The 19,048-nt window shown below is 36.8% G+C and carries 21 protein-coding genes and 1 CRISPR repeat array (1 of these 22 cut by a window edge); of the genes, 2 read left to right on the top strand and 19 right to left on the bottom strand.

The genetic code is table 11. The annotated features are described in order from the left end of the window. Positions 1-550: direct repeats of the CRISPR family, unit length 37 nt; unit sequence GTTTCAATCCCTAATAGGGAGTAAGTGAAATTGCAAT (it extends 1,978 nt beyond the left edge of the window). 227 nt (positions 551-777) lie between these two features. The 12 genes from cas2 to CA730_RS09515 all read right to left on the bottom strand — a co-directional run bounded on the left by cas2 (position 778) and on the right by CA730_RS09515 (position 12,147). Beyond that, the gene (gene cas2 / locus CA730_RS09460) at positions 778-1,050 is read right to left on the bottom strand and encodes a CRISPR-associated endonuclease Cas2 (protein ID WP_053539699.1); all 273 of its coding nucleotides are present in this window, start codon (positions 1,048-1,050) and stop codon (positions 778-780) included. A 41-nt stretch (positions 1,051-1,091) separates the two neighbouring features. Then, positions 1,092-2,096, bottom strand: a complete 1,005-nt coding sequence (gene cas1d, locus CA730_RS09465) for a type I-D CRISPR-associated endonuclease Cas1d (RefSeq protein WP_096666710.1) — start codon at positions 2,094-2,096, stop codon at positions 1,092-1,094. Between the two features lie 90 nt (positions 2,097-2,186). After that, positions 2,187-2,795, bottom strand: coding sequence for a CRISPR-associated protein Cas4 (cas4, locus tag CA730_RS09470; RefSeq protein WP_096666713.1), 609 nt, complete (start codon positions 2,793-2,795; stop codon positions 2,187-2,189). Between the two features lie 181 nt (positions 2,796-2,976). Further along, a complete protein-coding gene (gene cas6 / locus CA730_RS09475; protein WP_096666716.1) occupies positions 2,977-3,798 on the bottom strand; it encodes a CRISPR-associated endoribonuclease Cas6 in 822 nt (273 codons plus the stop codon). Between the two features lie 73 nt (positions 3,799-3,871). Beyond that, positions 3,872-6,151, bottom strand: a complete 2,280-nt coding sequence (gene cas3 / locus CA730_RS09480) for a type I-D CRISPR-associated helicase Cas3' (protein ID WP_096666719.1) — start codon at positions 6,149-6,151, stop codon at positions 3,872-3,874. Next, positions 6,144-6,902 (bottom strand): type I-D CRISPR-associated protein Cas5/Csc1, encoded by a 759-nt coding sequence (gene cas5d, locus CA730_RS09485; protein ID WP_096666722.1) that lies wholly within the window; start codon positions 6,900-6,902, stop codon positions 6,144-6,146. The genes cas3 and cas5d overlap by 8 nt, the downstream gene beginning before the upstream one ends. Before the next feature lie 3 nt (positions 6,903-6,905). Continuing rightward, entirely contained in the window at positions 6,906-7,931 is a 1,026-nt protein-coding gene (gene cas7d, locus CA730_RS09490; RefSeq protein WP_096666725.1) for a type I-D CRISPR-associated protein Cas7/Csc2, read from the bottom strand. Between the two features lie 28 nt (positions 7,932-7,959). Continuing rightward, positions 7,960-10,656, bottom strand: coding sequence for a CRISPR-associated protein Csc3 (locus tag CA730_RS09495; RefSeq protein ID WP_096666728.1), 2,697 nt, complete (start codon positions 10,654-10,656; stop codon positions 7,960-7,962). Next, complete coding sequence (gene hepT / locus CA730_RS09500) at positions 10,649-11,092, bottom strand: type VII toxin-antitoxin system toxin tRNA nuclease HepT (protein WP_096666731.1); 444 nt, start codon at positions 11,090-11,092, stop codon at positions 10,649-10,651. The genes CA730_RS09495 and hepT overlap by 8 nt, the downstream gene beginning before the upstream one ends. Further along, on the bottom strand, positions 11,089-11,541 hold the full coding sequence (gene mntA, locus CA730_RS09505; protein WP_096671408.1) for a type VII toxin-antitoxin system antitoxin protein adenylyltransferase MntA: 453 nt from the start codon (positions 11,539-11,541) through the stop codon (positions 11,089-11,091). Before mntA ends, hepT begins: the two co-directional genes overlap by 4 nt. A gap of 30 nt (positions 11,542-11,571) precedes the next feature. Then, positions 11,572-11,808: a DUF433 domain-containing protein gene (locus tag CA730_RS09510; protein WP_096666734.1), complete on the bottom strand. Its 237-nt coding sequence runs from the start codon at positions 11,806-11,808 to the stop codon at positions 11,572-11,574. Between the two features lie 147 nt (positions 11,809-11,955). Continuing rightward, positions 11,956-12,147: a hypothetical protein gene (locus CA730_RS09515; RefSeq protein ID WP_231940061.1), complete on the bottom strand. Its 192-nt coding sequence runs from the start codon at positions 12,145-12,147 to the stop codon at positions 11,956-11,958. A 472-nt stretch (positions 12,148-12,619) separates the two neighbouring features. Between CA730_RS09515 and CA730_RS09520 the strand changes: the two genes are divergently transcribed. After that, the gene (locus CA730_RS09520) at positions 12,620-13,492 is read left to right on the top strand and encodes a helix-turn-helix transcriptional regulator (RefSeq protein WP_096666737.1); all 873 of its coding nucleotides are present in this window, start codon (positions 12,620-12,622) and stop codon (positions 13,490-13,492) included. Between the two features lie 247 nt (positions 13,493-13,739). Here CA730_RS09520 and CA730_RS09525 read toward each other — a convergent pair whose 3' ends face one another. The 7 genes from CA730_RS09525 to CA730_RS09555 all read right to left on the bottom strand — a co-directional run bounded on the left by CA730_RS09525 (position 13,740) and on the right by CA730_RS09555 (position 15,844). Further along, complete coding sequence (locus tag CA730_RS09525; protein ID WP_231940062.1) at positions 13,740-13,934, bottom strand: type II toxin-antitoxin system RelE/ParE family toxin; 195 nt, start codon at positions 13,932-13,934, stop codon at positions 13,740-13,742. Beyond that, positions 13,924-14,178 carry a hypothetical protein gene (locus CA730_RS09530; protein ID WP_096666740.1) on the bottom strand — a complete coding sequence of 85 codons (255 nt, stop codon included), beginning with the start codon at positions 14,176-14,178 and terminating at the stop codon, positions 13,924-13,926. Before CA730_RS09530 ends, CA730_RS09525 begins: the two co-directional genes overlap by 11 nt. A 48-nt stretch (positions 14,179-14,226) precedes the next feature. Beyond that, on the bottom strand, positions 14,227-14,460 hold the full coding sequence (locus CA730_RS09535; RefSeq protein ID WP_096666743.1) for a hypothetical protein: 234 nt from the start codon (positions 14,458-14,460) through the stop codon (positions 14,227-14,229). 17 nt (positions 14,461-14,477) lie between these two features. After that, positions 14,478-14,729 carry a DUF4926 domain-containing protein gene (locus CA730_RS09540; RefSeq protein ID WP_096666746.1) on the bottom strand — a complete coding sequence of 84 codons (252 nt, stop codon included), beginning with the start codon at positions 14,727-14,729 and terminating at the stop codon, positions 14,478-14,480. Between the two features lie 22 nt (positions 14,730-14,751). Beyond that, entirely contained in the window at positions 14,752-15,213 is a 462-nt protein-coding gene (locus CA730_RS09545; RefSeq protein WP_231940063.1) for a DUF6883 domain-containing protein, read from the bottom strand. A 73-nt stretch (positions 15,214-15,286) separates the two neighbouring features. After that, positions 15,287-15,598 (bottom strand): HNH endonuclease, encoded by a 312-nt coding sequence (locus tag CA730_RS09550; protein ID WP_231940064.1) that lies wholly within the window; start codon positions 15,596-15,598, stop codon positions 15,287-15,289. A gap of 36 nt (positions 15,599-15,634) precedes the next feature. Next, positions 15,635-15,844 carry a hypothetical protein gene (locus CA730_RS09555; protein ID WP_096666752.1) on the bottom strand — a complete coding sequence of 70 codons (210 nt, stop codon included), beginning with the start codon at positions 15,842-15,844 and terminating at the stop codon, positions 15,635-15,637. A gap of 169 nt (positions 15,845-16,013) precedes the next feature. Here CA730_RS09555 and ileS point away from each other — a divergent pair, with 169 nt between their 5' ends. Then, positions 16,014-19,031 carry an isoleucine--tRNA ligase gene (ileS, locus tag CA730_RS09560; protein WP_096666755.1) on the top strand — a complete coding sequence of 1,006 codons (3,018 nt, stop codon included), beginning with the start codon at positions 16,014-16,016 and terminating at the stop codon, positions 19,029-19,031. Positions 19,032-19,048 lie beyond the last annotated feature (17 nt).

Below are 19,048 nucleotides of genomic sequence, written 5' to 3' on the forward strand. Positions count from 1 at the left end.
TTTCAATCCCTAATAGGGAGTAAGTGAAATTGCAATAAAATCGAATGACTACTGAAAAATCCACCCAAATAGTTTCAATCCCTAATAGGGAGTAAGTGAAATTGCAATAGTGAAGACATTGCTATTCATACCAAGTCTCAAGTTGTTTCAATCCCTAATAGGGAGTAAGTGAAATTGCAATGAATGATCAATTTTTAGCAGCATTACACGAGTTTGTTTCAATCCCTAATAGGGAGTAAGTGAAATTGCAATTCATATCCGCCCATGTTTGCATCAATGCAGCCTTTGGTTTCAATCCCTAATAGGGAGTAAGTGAAATTGCAATGAATAAAAAAGTTTCAGAGTGAGCTTTAAGTAGCAGTTTCAATCCCTAATAGGGAGTAAGTGAAATTGCAATCATTACGATAGTTAGGTGCTTTGTAATCTACCAAGTTTGTTTCAATCCCTAATAGGGAGTAAGTGAAATTGCAATCTTATGAGCATAACGCTAAGTTGCATCCTGATTCTCATGTAGTTTCAATCCCTAATAGGGAGTAAGTGAAATTGCAATCGCGGGGTGCTGAAAGCCTATATATATGTAGTTTTCAAGGTTCAGTTGCGCGGATGTTCTCATGATAATCCATTTCAAGAAAAGTGTCAAGGAGTAAAATAGCTGAAACTCCTGCTGTGCAAGGTGCGCGGATGGGTGAACTCCATGAACTGCATGAAAAGCTTGTGTAGAAATGATTTCAGGCATTTTTTGAGAAATTGAATTTTTTACACCCACCCCCTCGCGCATTAAGCGAAGAAAATCGTCTGATCACGGGGCTGTTCACCACCGATTCTTTCTATTTTACCAAAACAGCAAGCACAAAGAAAGTAAAAGCGAATGCTGTCGGTTTCAGGTTTTATGAGTTTATTGAGACGCGATCGCAATTTAGCATATTGAGTATCAGTTAACTCACATTCAAAAATACTATACTGCACCCATTGTCCATAGGATTTGAGGATACTATGGATTTTAGTCCGGCGTTTATCCTCAGAAATATCGTAAGAAACAACAACATTCATAAATTCTGTGCCAAGTCATATTTTATTGCTGTAAAGAAATTTTATTTCAATACCAAAGGGGGATATTTATCAATTGTTCCCATTAAATACTTAGCCAGTAATCTTGCTTGCAATTCAAAAGCCTCTCGATAACTACATTTACGCCCCATTACTGGATGTTTAAACTCCGATATTTTTTTCTTTTCGTACAAAGTTAAAAAAGTCTTACGTCCTTCTGGAGTGAGAGAAACAGCACCACTTAACGGTTCAGTTACAAAATCGGCTGGAGTTAATAATTGCTTATTCAAAATAGATAAAACTACCGCATCTACCACCAAAGGACGAAACTCTTCCATTAAATCTAAAGCTAAAGAAGGACGATTATAGCGATCAAAATGTAGATATCCTAAATATGGATCAAAACCGACAATATTCACAGCACTTTGCACATCATGACGCAATAAAGAATACCCAAAACCTAATAACGAATTTACCGGATCTGTAGCTGGACGACGGACACGCTTAGTAAAAGAAAATTTAGAATTACGAATCAGACTATCAAAACAACCAAAATAAGCAGCACTACCAGAACCTTCTAAACCACGCAAAGAATTGATATTTTCAGTTGAATTGATTGCAGCAATTACCTGTTCAATGCGAGCCATATTTTTAGATAAATCAACATCATTAAATTCACGCTGATAACGCATCAAAGTTTGACGATAATTTTTTAATTTTCCCCTCACAAACCCTTGCACCAGATGAATAGATTGGGGAGTTTCTCCTGCTGCTTGCCATTGTGCCTTGCGAATGAAAATATTACCAGTCATTTCTGGTTCTAACCGTCCCAAATAATGACCAATTTTATTGATAAAAGATAGAGGGATATGACGCTGCATCAATTCATCCACAACAGCCGGTGAAATAGTTGCTCGTCCTAAAACAACTACACCCTCAAGATGAATAAACGGAACATCTTGAAGAATTTTCTTTTCATATTTCACATTAATCCGTTCATCAACCTTACCGATAAAAGCATCATCTTGTACGATGTAAAGAGTACCCATAATTAAATCCTCAAAATAGGTGACAGGAGACAGGTGACAGGTAACAGTAAAAAGAGTTTGAGAAAGGTTTTTGCATCAAGTATAAATTTCTCAATTTGCCTCTTGATAACGCCCCACTTTATCAGCAAGTTGTGGCAAACATCGAGAATAAAGACTACAACCATCACAGCGTTTTGTTTTTACAGCTTTTGGCATAGCACCTGTAAACAGTAACGTTTGGATAGCTTCAATAGTCGCAATGGTACTACCTCGTAATTCTGGCGTAATTTCTACTAACTTCCGTTGATGAGTTTGAGCATAATAGATATAGCCAGTATTGATATTTTTTCCCGTCATTTCCTCCAAACACAAAGCTTGAGCGCAAACTTGCAATTCATCATTATCCCATTCTCCCCTGCGTCCTCTTTTGTATTCAATAGGGTAAAATTCGCCATCTTCAAATTCAATTAAATCAGATTTACCAATAAGTTTATATTGATCTGATTTCAAATAAATAGCGCGTATCTGCCAAGTTTCATCACGATTTACTTCCCCAACCGTGTGAACTCGTTCATGTAAACTTGTACCTTCAATTGTGTATTGATTATCAATAAATTCCCCTGCACAATGAATCAACCAGCAACGGTGAGGACAATAGGAATATTGATTTAAAGAAGCGATATTAACGTAATCATCGGAATTGATATTTTCAAGTAGCATAGGATATAAAAAATTGATTAATTTGTAAGTTGGGTTAAGCGATAGCGCAACCCAACAAAAGCGTTGATAATGAATATGATCATGTTGGCTAAAGAAAATCCCGTAAACGTTGATTGATGAAAGCCAACAAAAGCGTTGATAATGAATATGATCATGTTGGGTTTCCTTGCGTCAACCCAACCTACAATTTCCTCCTCACCATGCCCATGCCCATTGTTGTTTTACGTCCGATTCCCGCATATAAAGCAAAATCAGTTAAGGCGTTAATTTGTTTAATTGTTGTTGTTTCTACATTGCCAAGAATGCGATAACTAATTTCACCTAAACAACCAATAAATTTATTATCATAGTTGCTAATAACTTCAGTTTTGATATTAAAAGCACTAGCATAAATTGATTCAAAAGAAATATTGGTTAATTCAATATCGCTATATTTATGCCACCGATTTAGTAGACTATTAAATACAGATTCCCGTGTTGGTAAAACATTATCAAATGCACCTTGACGAAAAGCTACAGGTGTAGAAAAGATGAAATTAAGATTGCGTTCTGTTTCGCTTGCTTGTTGATATAATTGGGAATAACTACAAGCATTAGCCCAAGGTTGTTTAGATTGGGGTGTACCTTGAATGCTAGTAATATATAGGTTAGCTGAACCTAAGTGCCAAGGTTGTTTGGGGTTGATATTTAACCATAAAGGTGTCAGTTGACTAAATAAATTGTCATTTAATAAAGAAATACGCCACCAACAAGAAGTACCAGCAGGAATAGGGTTTTGATGGGCATATTGCAAAGTATAAGATTGGGTTTTATGTTTGTTTTCTACCTGCAATGGTGAGAGAGTAAAGGCTTTATCAGCATTGGATGCGTGTAAGTGATCTCCTAATTTTCTATCAACAGAACTCACTAAGTTAAGAAATAAGGCGTGGTAATGTCTACCTGTGAGGAAATTGGGGTAAATTGGAGATTGGGGGATAATGTTAAGAATGAGACTATGGGGCATAATTAATGATTAAAAGTAGGGTGGGCAATGCCCACTGATGATATTTGAATCAAATTAATTGGTATATTGTGAATTAAGCAATCAATACTTCATCATCTGGAAGTTGTAACTGTTTACATTTCATGGCAATTGTTAAAATACCTGATAAACCTGTTAAAAATTGATATTCTTTCTCTCCATCATTACAAACAATAGTTATAGGATAGGAAATTATTCCTTGTTTACGTAATTGAAAAATAACAGCAGCATTAGTTATTGGACAAATGATTACTCCTGGTAAGAGATATTTTGATAACATTTGTAATGCAGGTGTTGGTCTAATTGCATCTCCAATCTTGCGAACAACTTGACAATTAGGAAAAGCTGTTAATTTATTTATTTCCGTACTAGCAAACTCTCGTTTACTATCAGGGTAACGCATTCTAAAGCTGATGTTATAGATTTCCTTAGCACGACTTTGAATTTCTATAACTTCACTATTTTGTAAAAATTCATAATACCGCAATAAATGAAAAGGATCTAATTGTGTTTCTTCAGATTCATCTAAAATAAATCCATGCGGATCTCGTATAGGAAGAGTGTCAAATAAGCTATAGCGGAAACTAAATAAAGGTGCATAGCTGGCACTAAATATCTCAGCAAATTCTTTTAAATCAGATAGTAAATCATGATTGTTTTTAAACATCTCCTCATATTCTTCTATCGTTGTACGTCCAGTTTCTAAATCATCCCATTCTTCAGGTGATTTTACTTTGATAAATCTTTTAACAAAAGCTTGACCACCTTTAATGTATTTCCAATCTTTTCTGATTTTTTCTAATGGTACTTTAGCTATGTTTTCAGCACCTTGTAAAACTTTCATTCTGTAACGACATTCTTCCCAAGTCCGTTTACTTTCAAAAATTGTTTTTAATGTATCAAACAGTTTGGGAATTAATTCAGCACCAGGTATTTTATCAAGTAATTCTTCCAATTCTAATAAAGGACGTGCTATTTCTAGTGATGCTTCTGAATACCAATAAGCTTTGAGGAAAGGTTTATCTAAACAGGTAAGATTATCTAACATCTCTTTGAGTGCTGCACGTCCACCAGAAGTATCAAGAGAAGTTATATTTTGTTCCCAAGCGTCAGCAGGTAAGTAAGCAATGGCTTCTGAATCAATATTAGTTTCAGATTTACCTAAAACACGGCCTACTCTACCTATTCTCTGCCAAAATGCCGAGCGATCGCGTGCTGAAAAAATCAACCAATCTAAATTTTGTCGTGTGGGTTCAGGAGTTCTTTCAAAATTAAATCCTACATCTACAGTGCTAGTTGCTAAAATGATTTGGCGTTGCATAGCAATATGTCTATCTTTTTTCGGTGCGGGTCCTGTGATACGTCCTATAAAATTATTCAGACCTTGCTTTTCTAACTCCTTTTTAAGATAATTAATATTATCAAGTGAGTCAAGAATTACAGCACCATTTTCATTTGGTTTTTCTTGAAAACGTTTAACAACTTCTGCTGTTAGTTCTGTTATCCATTTTTCTTTATTGTCTGGTTTAGGTCGTAATTCTAAATTAACTGCTGTTTGTGATGGTAAAAGCTCACCATTATTTGCTTCTCCATCAATTCTTGCTATTCTCACACCTGTATTTTGTAAATTTTCTAATGCTAATTCACAAGCTGGTTCAGGTGTTGCTGTCAATAATACTACTTTCCGTCCATGCTGGAAAAATTTAAAAACGTGAGAATAAGCAAGATAAAATAACATCCCTACTAGCTGTTTAGCATCATAAAGATGAAATTCATCAAAGATGACTGTAGAGAATTTAGTGTAGAAACCACTAGCAATATTACCTTTATCTAACCTGTTGTATGCAAAGAAAGTTGCATAGTAAAAAATATCAGGGTTAGTTACTAGCAGAATTGGTGTATTAGCACCAACATCACTAAAAACAGTTGCCGGATTTCGCAAAACATTATATAGTTTTTCTCCTGGACGATTGCCAACTTTATCACTAGGCCAACTTTTAATATCTTTAGCTGAAGCTGATTTAACTACATGAGGTAAATTGGCATCTTTAACAAATTTTTGTGCTGCTTCTGTTTGTTGTTCAATTAAAGCATTAGTGGGAGCGATATAAACAGCACTTTTTGTAGGTTGATGTAATAAAACTGTTAATCCGGCTTTAGTTTTTCCCGTTCCAGTTGGTGCTAAATCAAGAATAATATCGGCATCTTTTGATTTTTCAAATACATCAATTTGATGTTGTAGTGGTTTACCACCCATGAAAGATAATTCATCTGGAGATGCACAAGCTGAAATACTCCGATTTTCTAACCTGATAACTAATTTTTGATTACTCATTTCTGTTTTCTCTACCACAATAATGTAAACCTGCGGGTACAATCATTTCGCCAATTTGCCAAGCTGCACCTCGAAAATGAAGATTTTTTAATATCGGTGCAGGAGGTATAGAGATTAAATCAAAAGCAAATACTTCTATTTGTCTTGGTAAATCAGCCACATTTAGATAAAATTGACTTTTATATTCGCCTTCTGGGAGTAAATTTATAGGAAACTCTTTTAAGACCTTCACTTTAACTTTACTAGCGAATTTTCCCACACGAATATAATCTGGTAATTGTTGATTTCCAAATACTAATGTTTGAAATTTATTACCCCTTTCAATCATGCGTAATCTTCCAGTTTGGGGAAAATTACTTGCTCTAAATGAACTAGGTTTTGTACCTTGACGTTGTAATGGTAAATCTTCTCTGGCAGTTGCTACACGATTATTAGTCATGGTGTACCAATAAGCATCAGAAAGAGCGTTAAATCTTTCAAATCTAAATGTAACTCTGCCTATTGGTGAAGCTGGTAAAATGTAGCAAGATGGCGCTATTGCTTGAAAATCTTCTTTGTAGGTGGGTCGTCCTGTAGCCTGACCTTGGAGACGATAGGGGGAATTTACCCAACCTAAAGCATAGGTTAAAGCATAATTCCCAAGTAACCCCTCAGTGTAATAGGTATCAGACAACTCCCTAGAGGCAAAAAAGACTGGTTCAAGACAGTTTAATTCAATAAGTTTTGCCTGTGAAAAAGGAATTGTTGACATAATTTAGTTCTCTACTTCAACTTGAGTATTTTTGTTTTTACCTTTACCTTTACCTTTGTTTTTTTCAGGTGCAACTTGACGGAAAGGTTCATAGGATTGACTTAAACGTTTGAGAAAAGTATCACGTTCTGCTTCTGACCAGTGGGTTTCTACATCAGTAATTAAAGTTGCTAATTCTTCATCAGATAATTGCACAGAAACCCCTCTTCTATTTTGCCAATTTGTAATTACTTGTTTGGTTGCTGTGATGACTCGATTAATATTTAAAGGATGTTCTAAAGGTTCACCTAAAGCACTGTATGTAGCTTGTACAAGTTCCAAGGAGCTAGGTAATTCGGTAATACTGCCAAAAATACCTAATATTTGATTTTCCATTCTTCCTACACGACTGGAAACAGCACCATAACGACTGGTAAAAAGAATATTTCCGATAATGTAGCGCAGTTCATCAGCAGTTACATCTTTGAGTGTGACAACATCTAAAAAATGAACTCCTGGTTTGATGTATTCGCTGGTATTTAAAGCGGTAGAAGGATTACCTTTTTCATCTCGCATTGTGCCGTTTTCGTAGATGGCGTTAATAGTGCGATCGCCTACCACATCAGTAGCGGATAATATACTAAAAGCATCTTCAGTCCAAATACGGCTTTTTTGTGCGCCACCTCCACCAGCAGCAAAACCATAAAGGAAACAATCTACACACATTTCACAAGGTGCATTAGTATTTAAAGAGCAAATAGAGCCATCTTTGACGTTAGTGTATAAAAGTTCGTGCGCTCTTAAATGTTCTCTTCCATAACGTCTTTCTGGTGCTACTTGTTTACGTTTAGTCATCACCAACCGTTGAATAATATTATCATTATTCACACCAGCTTGAACAAATTCATTACACATTGACTCACCAGAACCTTCTGTGCGAAAAATAGTTTCTGAGTGAGTTGTTCTGAGAACAATTAAAGTAATAAACCGACCTTTGGGGAAATTTTCGTAGGTAGTTGCGAGAACAGGGGAAAGCTTTTGAATTGACATGATAAACTCCTAGTTAGTTAATGATTAATTAAACAGTTGTATTTGTTTCATCAGAATCATCTTCTGATTTATTTTTAAGCTGTTTACGTGCTTCTTCAAGAAAGAATAAATAAGCAGCTTCTAAAGTTTTTTGATCAGATAACAACTTTTCTGGACGTGCAGAGTAAACCTTCTCATATAGGTTGCGTAATACATTGTAATAATGCTTAACTTGTTCAAGTTTTTTTACTCCTACATGATATTCACGATTAATGCGGTCTAATCGTATGTAATATTGCTCGGTTAAAGCTGCAAACATTACCTCCAAATCTAAATGAGGTTTTTGATTTTTTACAGCAGTAATAAAAGCTGTGAAAGGTTCTGTTTGAGCAGTACGTTTGAAAGAACTTCCCTTGAGGTTCGCTTCTGCTGCAATTTGAGCAGCTTCTTTCAAATACTTGGTTAAAAGTGAGTTTTCATTCGGCATAAGGCTCTCCAATAAAGTATTTAACGGGTTACAAATACGACTCCAAATAACACTCAGATTTGGTTCATCTTGTTCTCGTAAAATCCAACGTAACAAAACATAGTAAAGTTCAATTGGTCTATCACAAGTACGAGCCAAATCATACAAACAGTCATCAGATTTCTGAATGCTGGCAACAGATATTGCTAATTCTCCAAGACAACGTAATCTTTCAAGAATTTTTTCTGCATCCTGACTTTGATCATATTGTCCATTTCCCAGTAAAGGTTGCAGCGCAGAAGGAATACCTTCAACTCTGCCATACACATCATCAAATAAATCTACCTCCATATTGCTGCTTAAAGTAAAAGGAAAACCAATATCTAAAGATAAAGATATTTCTAATCCTAGTCTCAGTGATTTTAGTAAAGCTAAAGAAGTATTAACATCTCCCCAAACTAAAGCACTAATCACAGATATATGAATAAAATCTGGTCGTTTAGGTAATGCTGCACCAACTACTTTATTAGCTTTAAATTCCAGTTTATGATTTCGATAAAGTTGTAATTGATCAACAGTAACAGGACCACCCTCAGCATTTGTATGTGAAAGTTGTTCTATAAATTCGCGCCAAATTCTCAAAAGTTCAGGAGAAGAACCTTTAGGTAATGCTAAATGTAAATAAAGAGGTTCTTGTTTGCTAACTTTAGGGAATTTTGCACCAACTGTCATTAGTTGATAAGCTAAGGCCGCAATAGAATCTGCTTGTCTTTTTGGTTCGTCACTAATACCACCTGGTAAACGATTAGAAAAAGCCTGTACTTTTGTTCCAGGAGGCATATTTGGAGAAATTAACTCATTGATTTCAGTGGATGTAGCACCTAAAGAACATCTTTTTTTAGGATTAGCTTCTACATAAGTATCTAATTCATTAATTCCAATTAACTGAGTAGCAAAAGGTAAATTTACCATTCTTTTAACTGCTAAAATCATTTCTTCAGACACTTCTATTTCTTCAGAAGTTTCTCTAGTTTGATTTCTTAACTGAAAAGATTCTTTGAGAGCTTCTTTAATACCTTCAATTCCTTTAATGGATACTTTGGCTGCAAATAAAGGTCGTCCATATAGACAATTAAAAGCTTCAAGTGTAATACGTTGCTGTTCAGAGATACCTGTGTGGTAAGCGATTTTATTCCAAGCATCTTTAGGTTTAAGTTTTGCTTTTATATAACTATTATAAGCTGCCTTTAAACCTTCAGATATAGCAAATTCTTCTGCATTACTTACAGGTAATAATCCAAGTTCAGCCGCTTTTCTTAGTGCTTCCTCACCAGCATCTTCACCCCATTTAGTTACAGATTCAGCAACTTTGTCTGATTTATAACCAGCCTTTTTCTTTTCTAAAAGAGCCTGAACATTGACCAAAACTTCATCAACATTTTGTTGAATAGCTTGATGAGTAACTTGAATACCATCTTTAGTAGGTCTGACAAGTTTCTCAATATTATTACCAAAAACTTGATCAATTTTACTTTGCCAAACAGCAGCGATTTCTTTGGTTAAATCTACATTTGGTAAATTTCCACCTTCAAACAGTTCACTATCTGGAAAAATTGCGATTGGATGGAAGCCATACTTTTGTAAAACTTCTTCACAAGCACCTAGTAACAGGGATGTAATATAACCTTTATCTTCCGATAAACGCACTCGAAAAAGATTACATTTTCTGCCAAAAGCAACGGTTAATTCTGTTTCTATTTTGCGAAATCTTAGCTGATCAGGAATACCTAAATCAAACAAATCAGCAGCAGTAAGCATAGCTGCCCAACGTTCAATATTTGGGTCTTCTGGTAAAAATCTCGCCCCATCGCTAACATTATGACCTGAATGGCGTTCAATCAGTTTTCTGACTAATTCTAAATCATCTTCTGTGTTTACAAAGCTAAGAACACAAGCCTTTTTTAATTCTTCTTTTAGAAAGTCTTTATCCCTAGCTAAAGTTTTAACGTTACGTCCTTGAGAGTCTAATTTATTGAGGTCGTGAACAGCAGTTGCAGCTAATAATAAAGGTCGTTTATCTTCTGGTACTTCTCCTATACGACTGACTGTTAAAATAAACTGACAGGCAGAGTCTAAATGTTCTGCAAGAGTTGTACCCTTTCTCACACCATATTGATGATGATGTGCATGATTTTCATACAGTTGGGGGCGAATTTCGCTGAAATAACTTTCTTCTAAGGATATAGGAGGACGATTTAAAAGACGACCGCGTTTAATCATTTTCTTCTTCCAATGTAATTAAATAAGAGTTGATTTGTCTCACATAAAGCGGATATTGCTGTAACGCAAAACTAATTGCCATGAAAACCTGATTCGGATCTATATCATCATATTCATGAACCAAACGATTTCTTAAACCTGATGATGGTGCAATCTGTTTTGCTAGTTCGGGAGTAAGAATTTGATATTTACCCAATTCAATGAAAGCCTCAAAATTAGTGTAAGTCTTTCCAGAGTTTAGTTTTGACAATATATGATCATTGATGTCTATTGCAGCTTGCGTCATTAATTGCAATAGTCTTTCTGTAATTAATTGCTGTTCAAAACTACTCAAATAATCATCTAAACTAATACCTTCAGATTTTTTGAGGTGATCAAGATAACGACCTATCAACTCCAGTCTAGTTTCAATAATCACAGGTTCTATATTTGTCATACTCCCCACCTTTGTAAAAAATTCTCAATGTTTTCTAATTTAGTTTTTTCAATCTTTTTAATTTCTGTATTACTCAATAACACTCTTTGTTGAAATTTATCAAATTCATCTCTTTGTTCTTCATATAATACCTTTCCATCACGAGCTATAAAATGGGCTATTAATTTGGAACAGTGATTAAGTTCCACAATATCAATTTTGTCAGAATTTATTTTAAATATTTTTCCTAAAATTCCAGGTATTGCAAATGCAGCTAATGGATTATTTTGAATGTATAAATTATATTTTTCTTCATCATATAAAACAGCAAAATCCCAGTCACTATTGGCGTTAATGTTACCTGTTGCTCTAGAACCAAAGAGAACTAACATTTTTAAGTAGGGTATTTTTTCAAGAAATTGTAAAGAAAGTTCTCGAAGTTCTGCAATTGTTGGAATTTTATCTTGCATTTTATCATTATCCATTTTTGGGATTAAAAATTACAATAAAGGTTCAACTCTTTCATGACCTACTAACCTCCGTGCATAAATTAAACAGGCTTGCACATCTTCCCGTTCTAACCAGGAATATGCGTCTAGCAAAGTTTCAATAGTATCTCCTACTGCTAACATTCCTAAAATATGTTCGACAGCTAGACGACGACCACGAATGATTGGTTTACCTCCAAATATTTGGGGGTTAAATGTGATTCTTTCTAGTAATGTTTGTTCGTTCATGGTTTACCTATTTAGCGAAAAATTCGTGATTTGTATCAATGGAATTTCGATAAAGTAAATTATCGGTCATAGTTTTTGACCTCACTAACTACTATTTTCAAGAAATGGGAGTAGGAGAAACTACCCCCAGTATGTCAGAAATTCTTTTTAAGCGTTGCCTATAGTGAGCGAAGCGATCGCTTTTGACTCGATTACCAGTTTATACTCATGCTGTTGACCTTGAATACGACGTTTATCAAACTGATAACCTCTTTTCTTGAGGACGTGCATAGTTGCAGAAAATCGGTGGCTAATTTTTTCGACTAGTTCTTCTGTAGAATGCCAGCAAGAATCTGACATCACTTAAAGCATACGATCTGGGAGATTGTCTTTCACAAGAAATTACCTCAATAAGTTTGCGCCGAAATAGCCATATCAGTGCTAACCTATGAGATACCACTCAAAATAGGTGAACTGAAACAGCTTTGTTTCGGTTACCTCTAATATAGCAGCAAAAATTTGTCTGTAGTAAAGATGTGAGTAAAAATCTGGTAAAAAAATTGTTCCATGAAACTTTTAGGATATATACTAAAGAAGCCTTGAGACTAGACCCTAATCCCTATAAGGGATTGAAACTGTAGTAAAGAAGTGATCAAGGCATTAACATAACTCATTAATCCCTATCAGGGCTTGTAAGCTAGAGCTAGACTCTAGCTTTTTTAATATCTTTTTTAAATACCTCATATTGTGTCCGTAACTCGTTGTTAAAATCTATAATGACACCGAAAATAAAAGTTGACAAGAGATATTAGTGTAAAAGTGTCCGTACAAAATGAGTAGAAAAGGTCAGTCTATTACCCTGTCGGTATCAGAACGAGACAAAGCCGAACTAGAAGCGATCGCACTAGAATTCGGGATGATGTGGGGAGATGATCCCAATATCTCCAAACTGATCAAAGCGATCGCTCAACATGAATTAATCATTGGCAAAAATCATGACTGGCAGGAATCACGTATCCGCACATTATACCGTTGTATAAGTGCATTAACAGACATTGGACAAGTGGAACAAGCTCAGATTATCGCCAATTTGCTACTCGAACGCAGTGAATTGTCCATACCAATGCGAAAAGAAATTGAAAAGGTTTTAAACAATTTACTTCCATCTTGGCGTTTACAAATTGACCACTATATCTTGCGTCAACAACCGTTTCAACTTTCCTATCAAGATGCAACAGAAAGAATATTAAATTATACAGTTCACTATGCTAAGATTACCCCCCATGAAAAACGTCTATATCTTGATTGCTGGTGTGAGGAAACATTAAATAATCATGACATAGAAGAACTACAGCATAACTGGTGTTTTCGTTTAGACAGAATTAACGAAGCAGCTATTACGGAAATTGCTGGTAAATGGCGATCGCAGTTAGATCAAATAGATGTAGAAATGCACCTACTAAACAACTTAGCTTTTGCCTATCAAACTAAACCAGAGGATTCAATAGTTGAATGGATACCAGAAAAATCAAAAGTGAAGCGAGTAATTAGACAAGTATCAAATACATTCTGGTTTATTCGGGAAATCATGCAATATTCCTCCGATTGTATTGTAGTTTCACCGGAGAATGTGCGATCGCGTATTAAAGAAAAACTCATCAATCTATGTCAAAATTATGACTTGACCACATCACTCACCAGTTAATATCATTACAGGTAATAGCCAAGGATTGAGAAATACCTTACACCACAGCGAAAACCCATCTTAAATTAGCACGTCGGATGCTTAAAAATACGCAATCCAGTGTTTAGTAGGGGCCGGTTTTCTCCGCCCTAGACTGTATTACATCCGAAGGATAACCGCTATAGGCAGTGGGTAGAGATTCCTATTCCAGTTAATTTTAATCCCTATAGGGATTAAAATTAACTGATCCTCACTACTGGCAAAATCTCTATTGGAGATTAAAAAGATAATATTTAATTCCCGCAATTCTATCTCCAGGAATTTCACCTGCTTGTAGTTGATCAATTAAAGGTTGAATATCACTACGAATGGAGTGATAGCGTTTAGCCAGTTCTCTTAAATCTCTTTGAAAACGAGGAGTAAGAGCAATTTCAATTGGTAGTGGTTCATTATTATTCTGCATCTATTCCTTCCCACATTTGTGAAAGGGGTATAGTTTGTCCACTTAATGCTTCTTTTATTCCCTGATGAATACCTTCAATGACAATTTCTGTGGGTGTTTCTTCAAGAGATGAATTTTTCTCTAATTGGAAAATAGATTTTTGAATAAGTTGCAGTGCATAAGTTTCCACAGAAAGTCCTTGCTGTTGTGCTTGCTTTATTAAATACTGTTCTAATTCTGGTGGTAAATTGAGGGTTAAGGTCATAAATCTATTGTGAGTAACTCTATCTATTTTTAGCTTGGTAAAAATAAACTAACTCGTAAGTTTCAAAGCAGCAGCTAAAATATCATCATCAGATTCCATCTCATCTAAATTATCCACCTTCATCTTTTCCATAATTTGACGATGAGTGATTTCATATTGAGCATTTACTAAAGTACGTGCTATTTGATAAGTGATTTTTTGCCAATCTTCAGGTGAAGCTATTACCTCTATATGTTGCAATGATGCATAAGCCTCTGCTGGTAGCTTTGGTAAAAATTTCAAAGCTAAATTACAACTATTTACGCTGTAACCATTTCCGGCACTAAATTAGGTGATGTTGGCTCAAAATGTAACACCATAATTTGCTCTGGACGTAAACCAACAGATTCATAGGTTTGTCCATTACTATCGCTAAATTCTACTTCAAACGCAGCACCATCGGCTAATAATTCAACTATTGTACCAACTTGACCACGTAACAAATTATATTCAGGTAAATCAACTGTGAGTGCTACTACGTCTAGTAGATTAGGTACAAAAATTTTGCTCATTTTCTATAATCTCCATGTATTTTTATACTAAAGGATAGCAGGAAGTTAAGCTTGGAATATCAGAACCAGATTTAATAATCCAACCAGTGCGAATAGTTGCACTTCTATTTTGCCATTGCAGAGTAAAGTCTAGTGTGTAGCGTTGTCCATATTCATCATACCTATTCAAACTAACTTCTTGAGTTTTTACTTTTTCTAAAATAATCTGGCGTAATTCCTCAGCATTTTCAGCAGTCATACCTAAAATTGATGAAAATAGACGAGCTTTATCCTTTCCTGTAGAATGATCTCGATTAAGGGAGTAGTCACGCAATTTACGAATGTCAACAACTGCATTTTCGGAATTGGGAAGGAGATTTACCGAAGTTAATTTGATAATCTTTTCCAGAGTGAATCCTTCTTCTTCAAGTTTTTGGCGAACTTCAGGTACGGAGGCAAACGCCCTAATTACCATTTTGGTATCCCATACCGCTTCTTTAAACAATTCCTCAACTTGTTCTGCTCCAGGGCTATCTACTAACCCCTGATAAAATTCAGCTTCAGCAATTTCTGTTTGTTTAGCAACGGCAAGATTGCGTTCCTCTTCCTGTAGCTGTTAATCCTACCACTCTCACATCATCCCAGCGAAAGTTTTCTGTCCATACTTGTTGACGGGGATTAAAAATAGATACTTCTTTTTTTGTTTCTGGATCTGTTACTGTTTGTCTAGCAGATTTACGCAGTGAGCATGACACACAAGCAAGAGCTAAATTATCAGATGTTGTTCCACCACCAGCCACAACCGGAATAATATGATCTATGTGAAATGTTGCAGCTTGTCCTGCTTGAGACAAACAACAATATTCACACCTAAATTTTGCACGCTGCATAACTAATTGACGTAGCGAACTTGCAATTTTCCCCATTTATCCCGCCCGCATGATACGCTGAGAACGCAAGGAAAGCAAAGATAAAAATTCCGCCAAATCAACTAAACCTTCAGCTTCATTTCTTTCGGCTAAAGTCAATTCTTCCCCAGCATCTTGACGATCTAATAAAAATTGTAACCGTGCTTGCACAGCTTCAGGAAGTTGAAAATAAGTCAAACCAACGGGGATCTCAATTACTTCAGTCATATAATATTTCCCTACAGATGTGATCTATTGTCTGAAAGTATGACTATAAATATCTGATCAATATAGCGATGCCTTCGGCGAACAAAGCGATCGCTCACCGCACCCTACAATCATACCATCTCCTATAATTGATCGGATAACCTGCACACCTACATTTAGGCATGAAACTGTGACCGAAACTGGAAAATACAAAGATACCGTCAACTTACCCAAGACTAACTTCGATATGCGGGCAAACGCAATCAAGCGCGAACCCGAAATCCAAAAATTCTGGGAAGAAAACCACATTTATTCTCAACTGGCACAAAACAATCCTGGCGAATTATTTATACTGCACGATGGTCCTCCCTATGCTAACGGTCAGTTGCATATTGGTCATGCTTTAAATAAGATTCTCAAAGATATTATTAACCGCTACCATTTGCTACAAGGTCGTAAAATTCGCTACGTTCCTGGCTGGGATTGTCACGGATTGCCTATTGAGTTGAAAGTTCTGCAAAATATGAAACAGGGAGAACGGCAAAATCTCACTCCTTTGCAATTGCGTCAAAAAGCGAAAGAGTTCGCACTGAAGACGGTTGATGAACAACGAGAAAGCTTTAAACGCTATGGGATTTGGGGTGATTGGGAAAATCCTTATTTAACCTTAAAACCGGAATACGAAGCCGCGCAAATTGGCGTTTTTGGGGAAATGTTCCTCAAAGGTTATATTTATCGCGGTTTAAAGCCTGTGCATTGGAGTCCTAGTTCTAAAACCGCTTTAGCAGAAGCAGAGTTAGAATATCCTGAAGGTCACGTTTCTCGCAGTATTTACGCCGCTTTCCCGGTGGTTAAGGTTGCCGAAGGGTTAAAAGCTAGTTTGGATGGCTTCTTGCCTGATTTGGACGTGGCTGTGTGGACTACTACACCCTGGACTATCCCCGGTAATTTGGCTGTGGCTGTGAATGCTGCGCTGGAGTATGCGGTGGTGGAAGTAGAACCCCACCCCCTAACCCCCTCCCCGCAAGCGAGGAGGGGGGATGAGAAAGAGGAAGTTGCTTCCACCCCACAAGCAGGAAATGAAGAATTTACCTCCCCCTCTCTGCTTGCGGAGAGGGGGACTGAGGGGGTGAGGTTTCGATATCTCATTGTTGCGGCTGAGTTGGTTGATAGGTTAGGAGAGGTTTTAGATTGTGAGTTAACGGTAAAAGCTAAATTCTCTGGTCAGAATTTGGAAGGTACTATTTACCGTCATCCTCTTTTTGACCGTGAAAGTCCGGTGGTGGTTGGTGGTGATTATATCACTACTGAGTCGGGGACTGGGTTGGTTCATACTGCGCCTGGTCATGGTCAAGAGGATTATATTGTTGGTCAGCGTTACGGTTTGCCGATTCTTGCCCCTGTTGATGATAGTGGTAATTTTACGGATGAGGCTGGTAAGTTTTCTGGTTTAAATGTTTTGGGTGATGGTAATCAAGGGATTATTGACGCTTTGAATGAAGCGGGTTCTCTGTTGAAGGAGGAAGCCTATCCTCACAAGTATCCTTATGATTGGAGAACGAAGAAACCAACGATTTTTCGCGCTACTGAACAATGGTTTGCTTCTGTGGCAGGATTTAGGGAGGAGGCTTTAAAGGCTATTTCATCTGTGCGTTGGATTCCGGCGCAAGGTGAAAACCGCATCACGCCGATGATAGCAGAAAGATCCGATTGGTGTATTTCTCGTCAACGTTCTTGGGGTGTGCCGATTCCGGTGTTTTATGATGAAGCGACTGGGGAAGTTTTGCTGAATGCGGACACGATTAACCACGTTCAAGCTATTTTTGCCGAAAAGGGTTCTGATGCTTGGTGGGAGTTGTCGGTAGAGGAGTTGTTACCGGAAACATATCGCAATAATGGCAAGACTTACCGCCGAGGTACAGATACAATGGATGTCTGGTTTGATTCTGGTTCTTCTTGGGCAGCGGTGGCGAAGCAAAGACCGGAGTTGTGCTATCCTGTGGATATGTATTTGGAAGGTTCTGACCAACATCGCGGTTGGTTTCAATCTTCTTTGTTAACCAGTGTGGCGGTTAATGGCATTGCACCTTATAAAACGGTTTTGACTCATGGTTTCGTCTTGGATGAAAATGGACGAAAAATGAGCAAATCGGTGGGGAATGTGGTAGATCCTCAATTGATGATTCAAGGTGGGACTAACCAAAAACAACAACCTGCTTATGGTGCGGATGTTTTGCGATTGTGGGTTTCTTCGGTTGATTATTCTGGTGATGTGCGGTTGGGTGGTAACATCATCAAGCAATTAGCTGATGTGAGAAATAAGATTCGCAACACGGCGCGGTTTTTATTAGGGAGTTTGCATGATTTTGATCCTCAGAAGGATGCTGTAGCTTTTGATGATTTGCCAGATTTGGATAAATATATGCTGCACCGCATCCGTGAGGTGTTTAATGAGGTGACGGAAGCTTTTGATAGTTTCCAGTTTTTCCGCTTTTTCCAAACTGTGCAGAATTTCTGTGTTGTGGATTTGTCGAACTTTTATTTGGATGTTGCGAAAGATAGATTATATATCAGTTGTGCTGATGCTTTCCGTCGTCGTAGTTGTCAAACGGTGTTGCAAGTTGCTTTGGAGAATTTAGCCAGAGCGATCGCCCCTGTTTTGTGTCATACTGCGGAGGATATCTGGCAATTTATCCCCTACGAAACACAATATAAATCAGTGTTTCAAGCTGGTTGGGTGCAAGTGGATGATAAATGGGATAATCCTGAATTAGCGGAATTTTGGAAAACACTGCGCCGGATTCGTGGTGATGTTAATAAGGTTTTAGAACAAGCACGGACAGAAAAGTTAATTGGTTCTTCTCTAGAAGCTATTGCTTTGATTTATCTGAGTGATGAAAAATTATCCACTGCTATCGAACCTTTGAATGTTAGCGGTAATGGAATTGATGAATTACGGTATTTGTTCCTAACTTCCAATGTGCAATTATTAGATACTCCTGACGCATTAAAAGGATTAAAAACTTTGCGGGTTCAAGGTGAGGATAATTGGGATATTGGCGTAGTCAATGCCGCAGATTACGAACATGATGGAAAATCATATCAGAAATGCGATCGCTGTTGGAACTATTCTCCCCATGTTGGTGAATCAGCAGAACATCCATTATTGTGTGAACGCTGTATTCCCGCTTTAGCTGGAGAGTTCTAAAACAATAACAATAAGAT

It is taken from the genome of Dolichospermum compactum NIES-806 (assembly GCF_002368115.1).
Taxonomy (GTDB): Bacteria; Cyanobacteriota; Cyanobacteriia; order Cyanobacteriales; family Nostocaceae; genus Dolichospermum; species Dolichospermum compactum.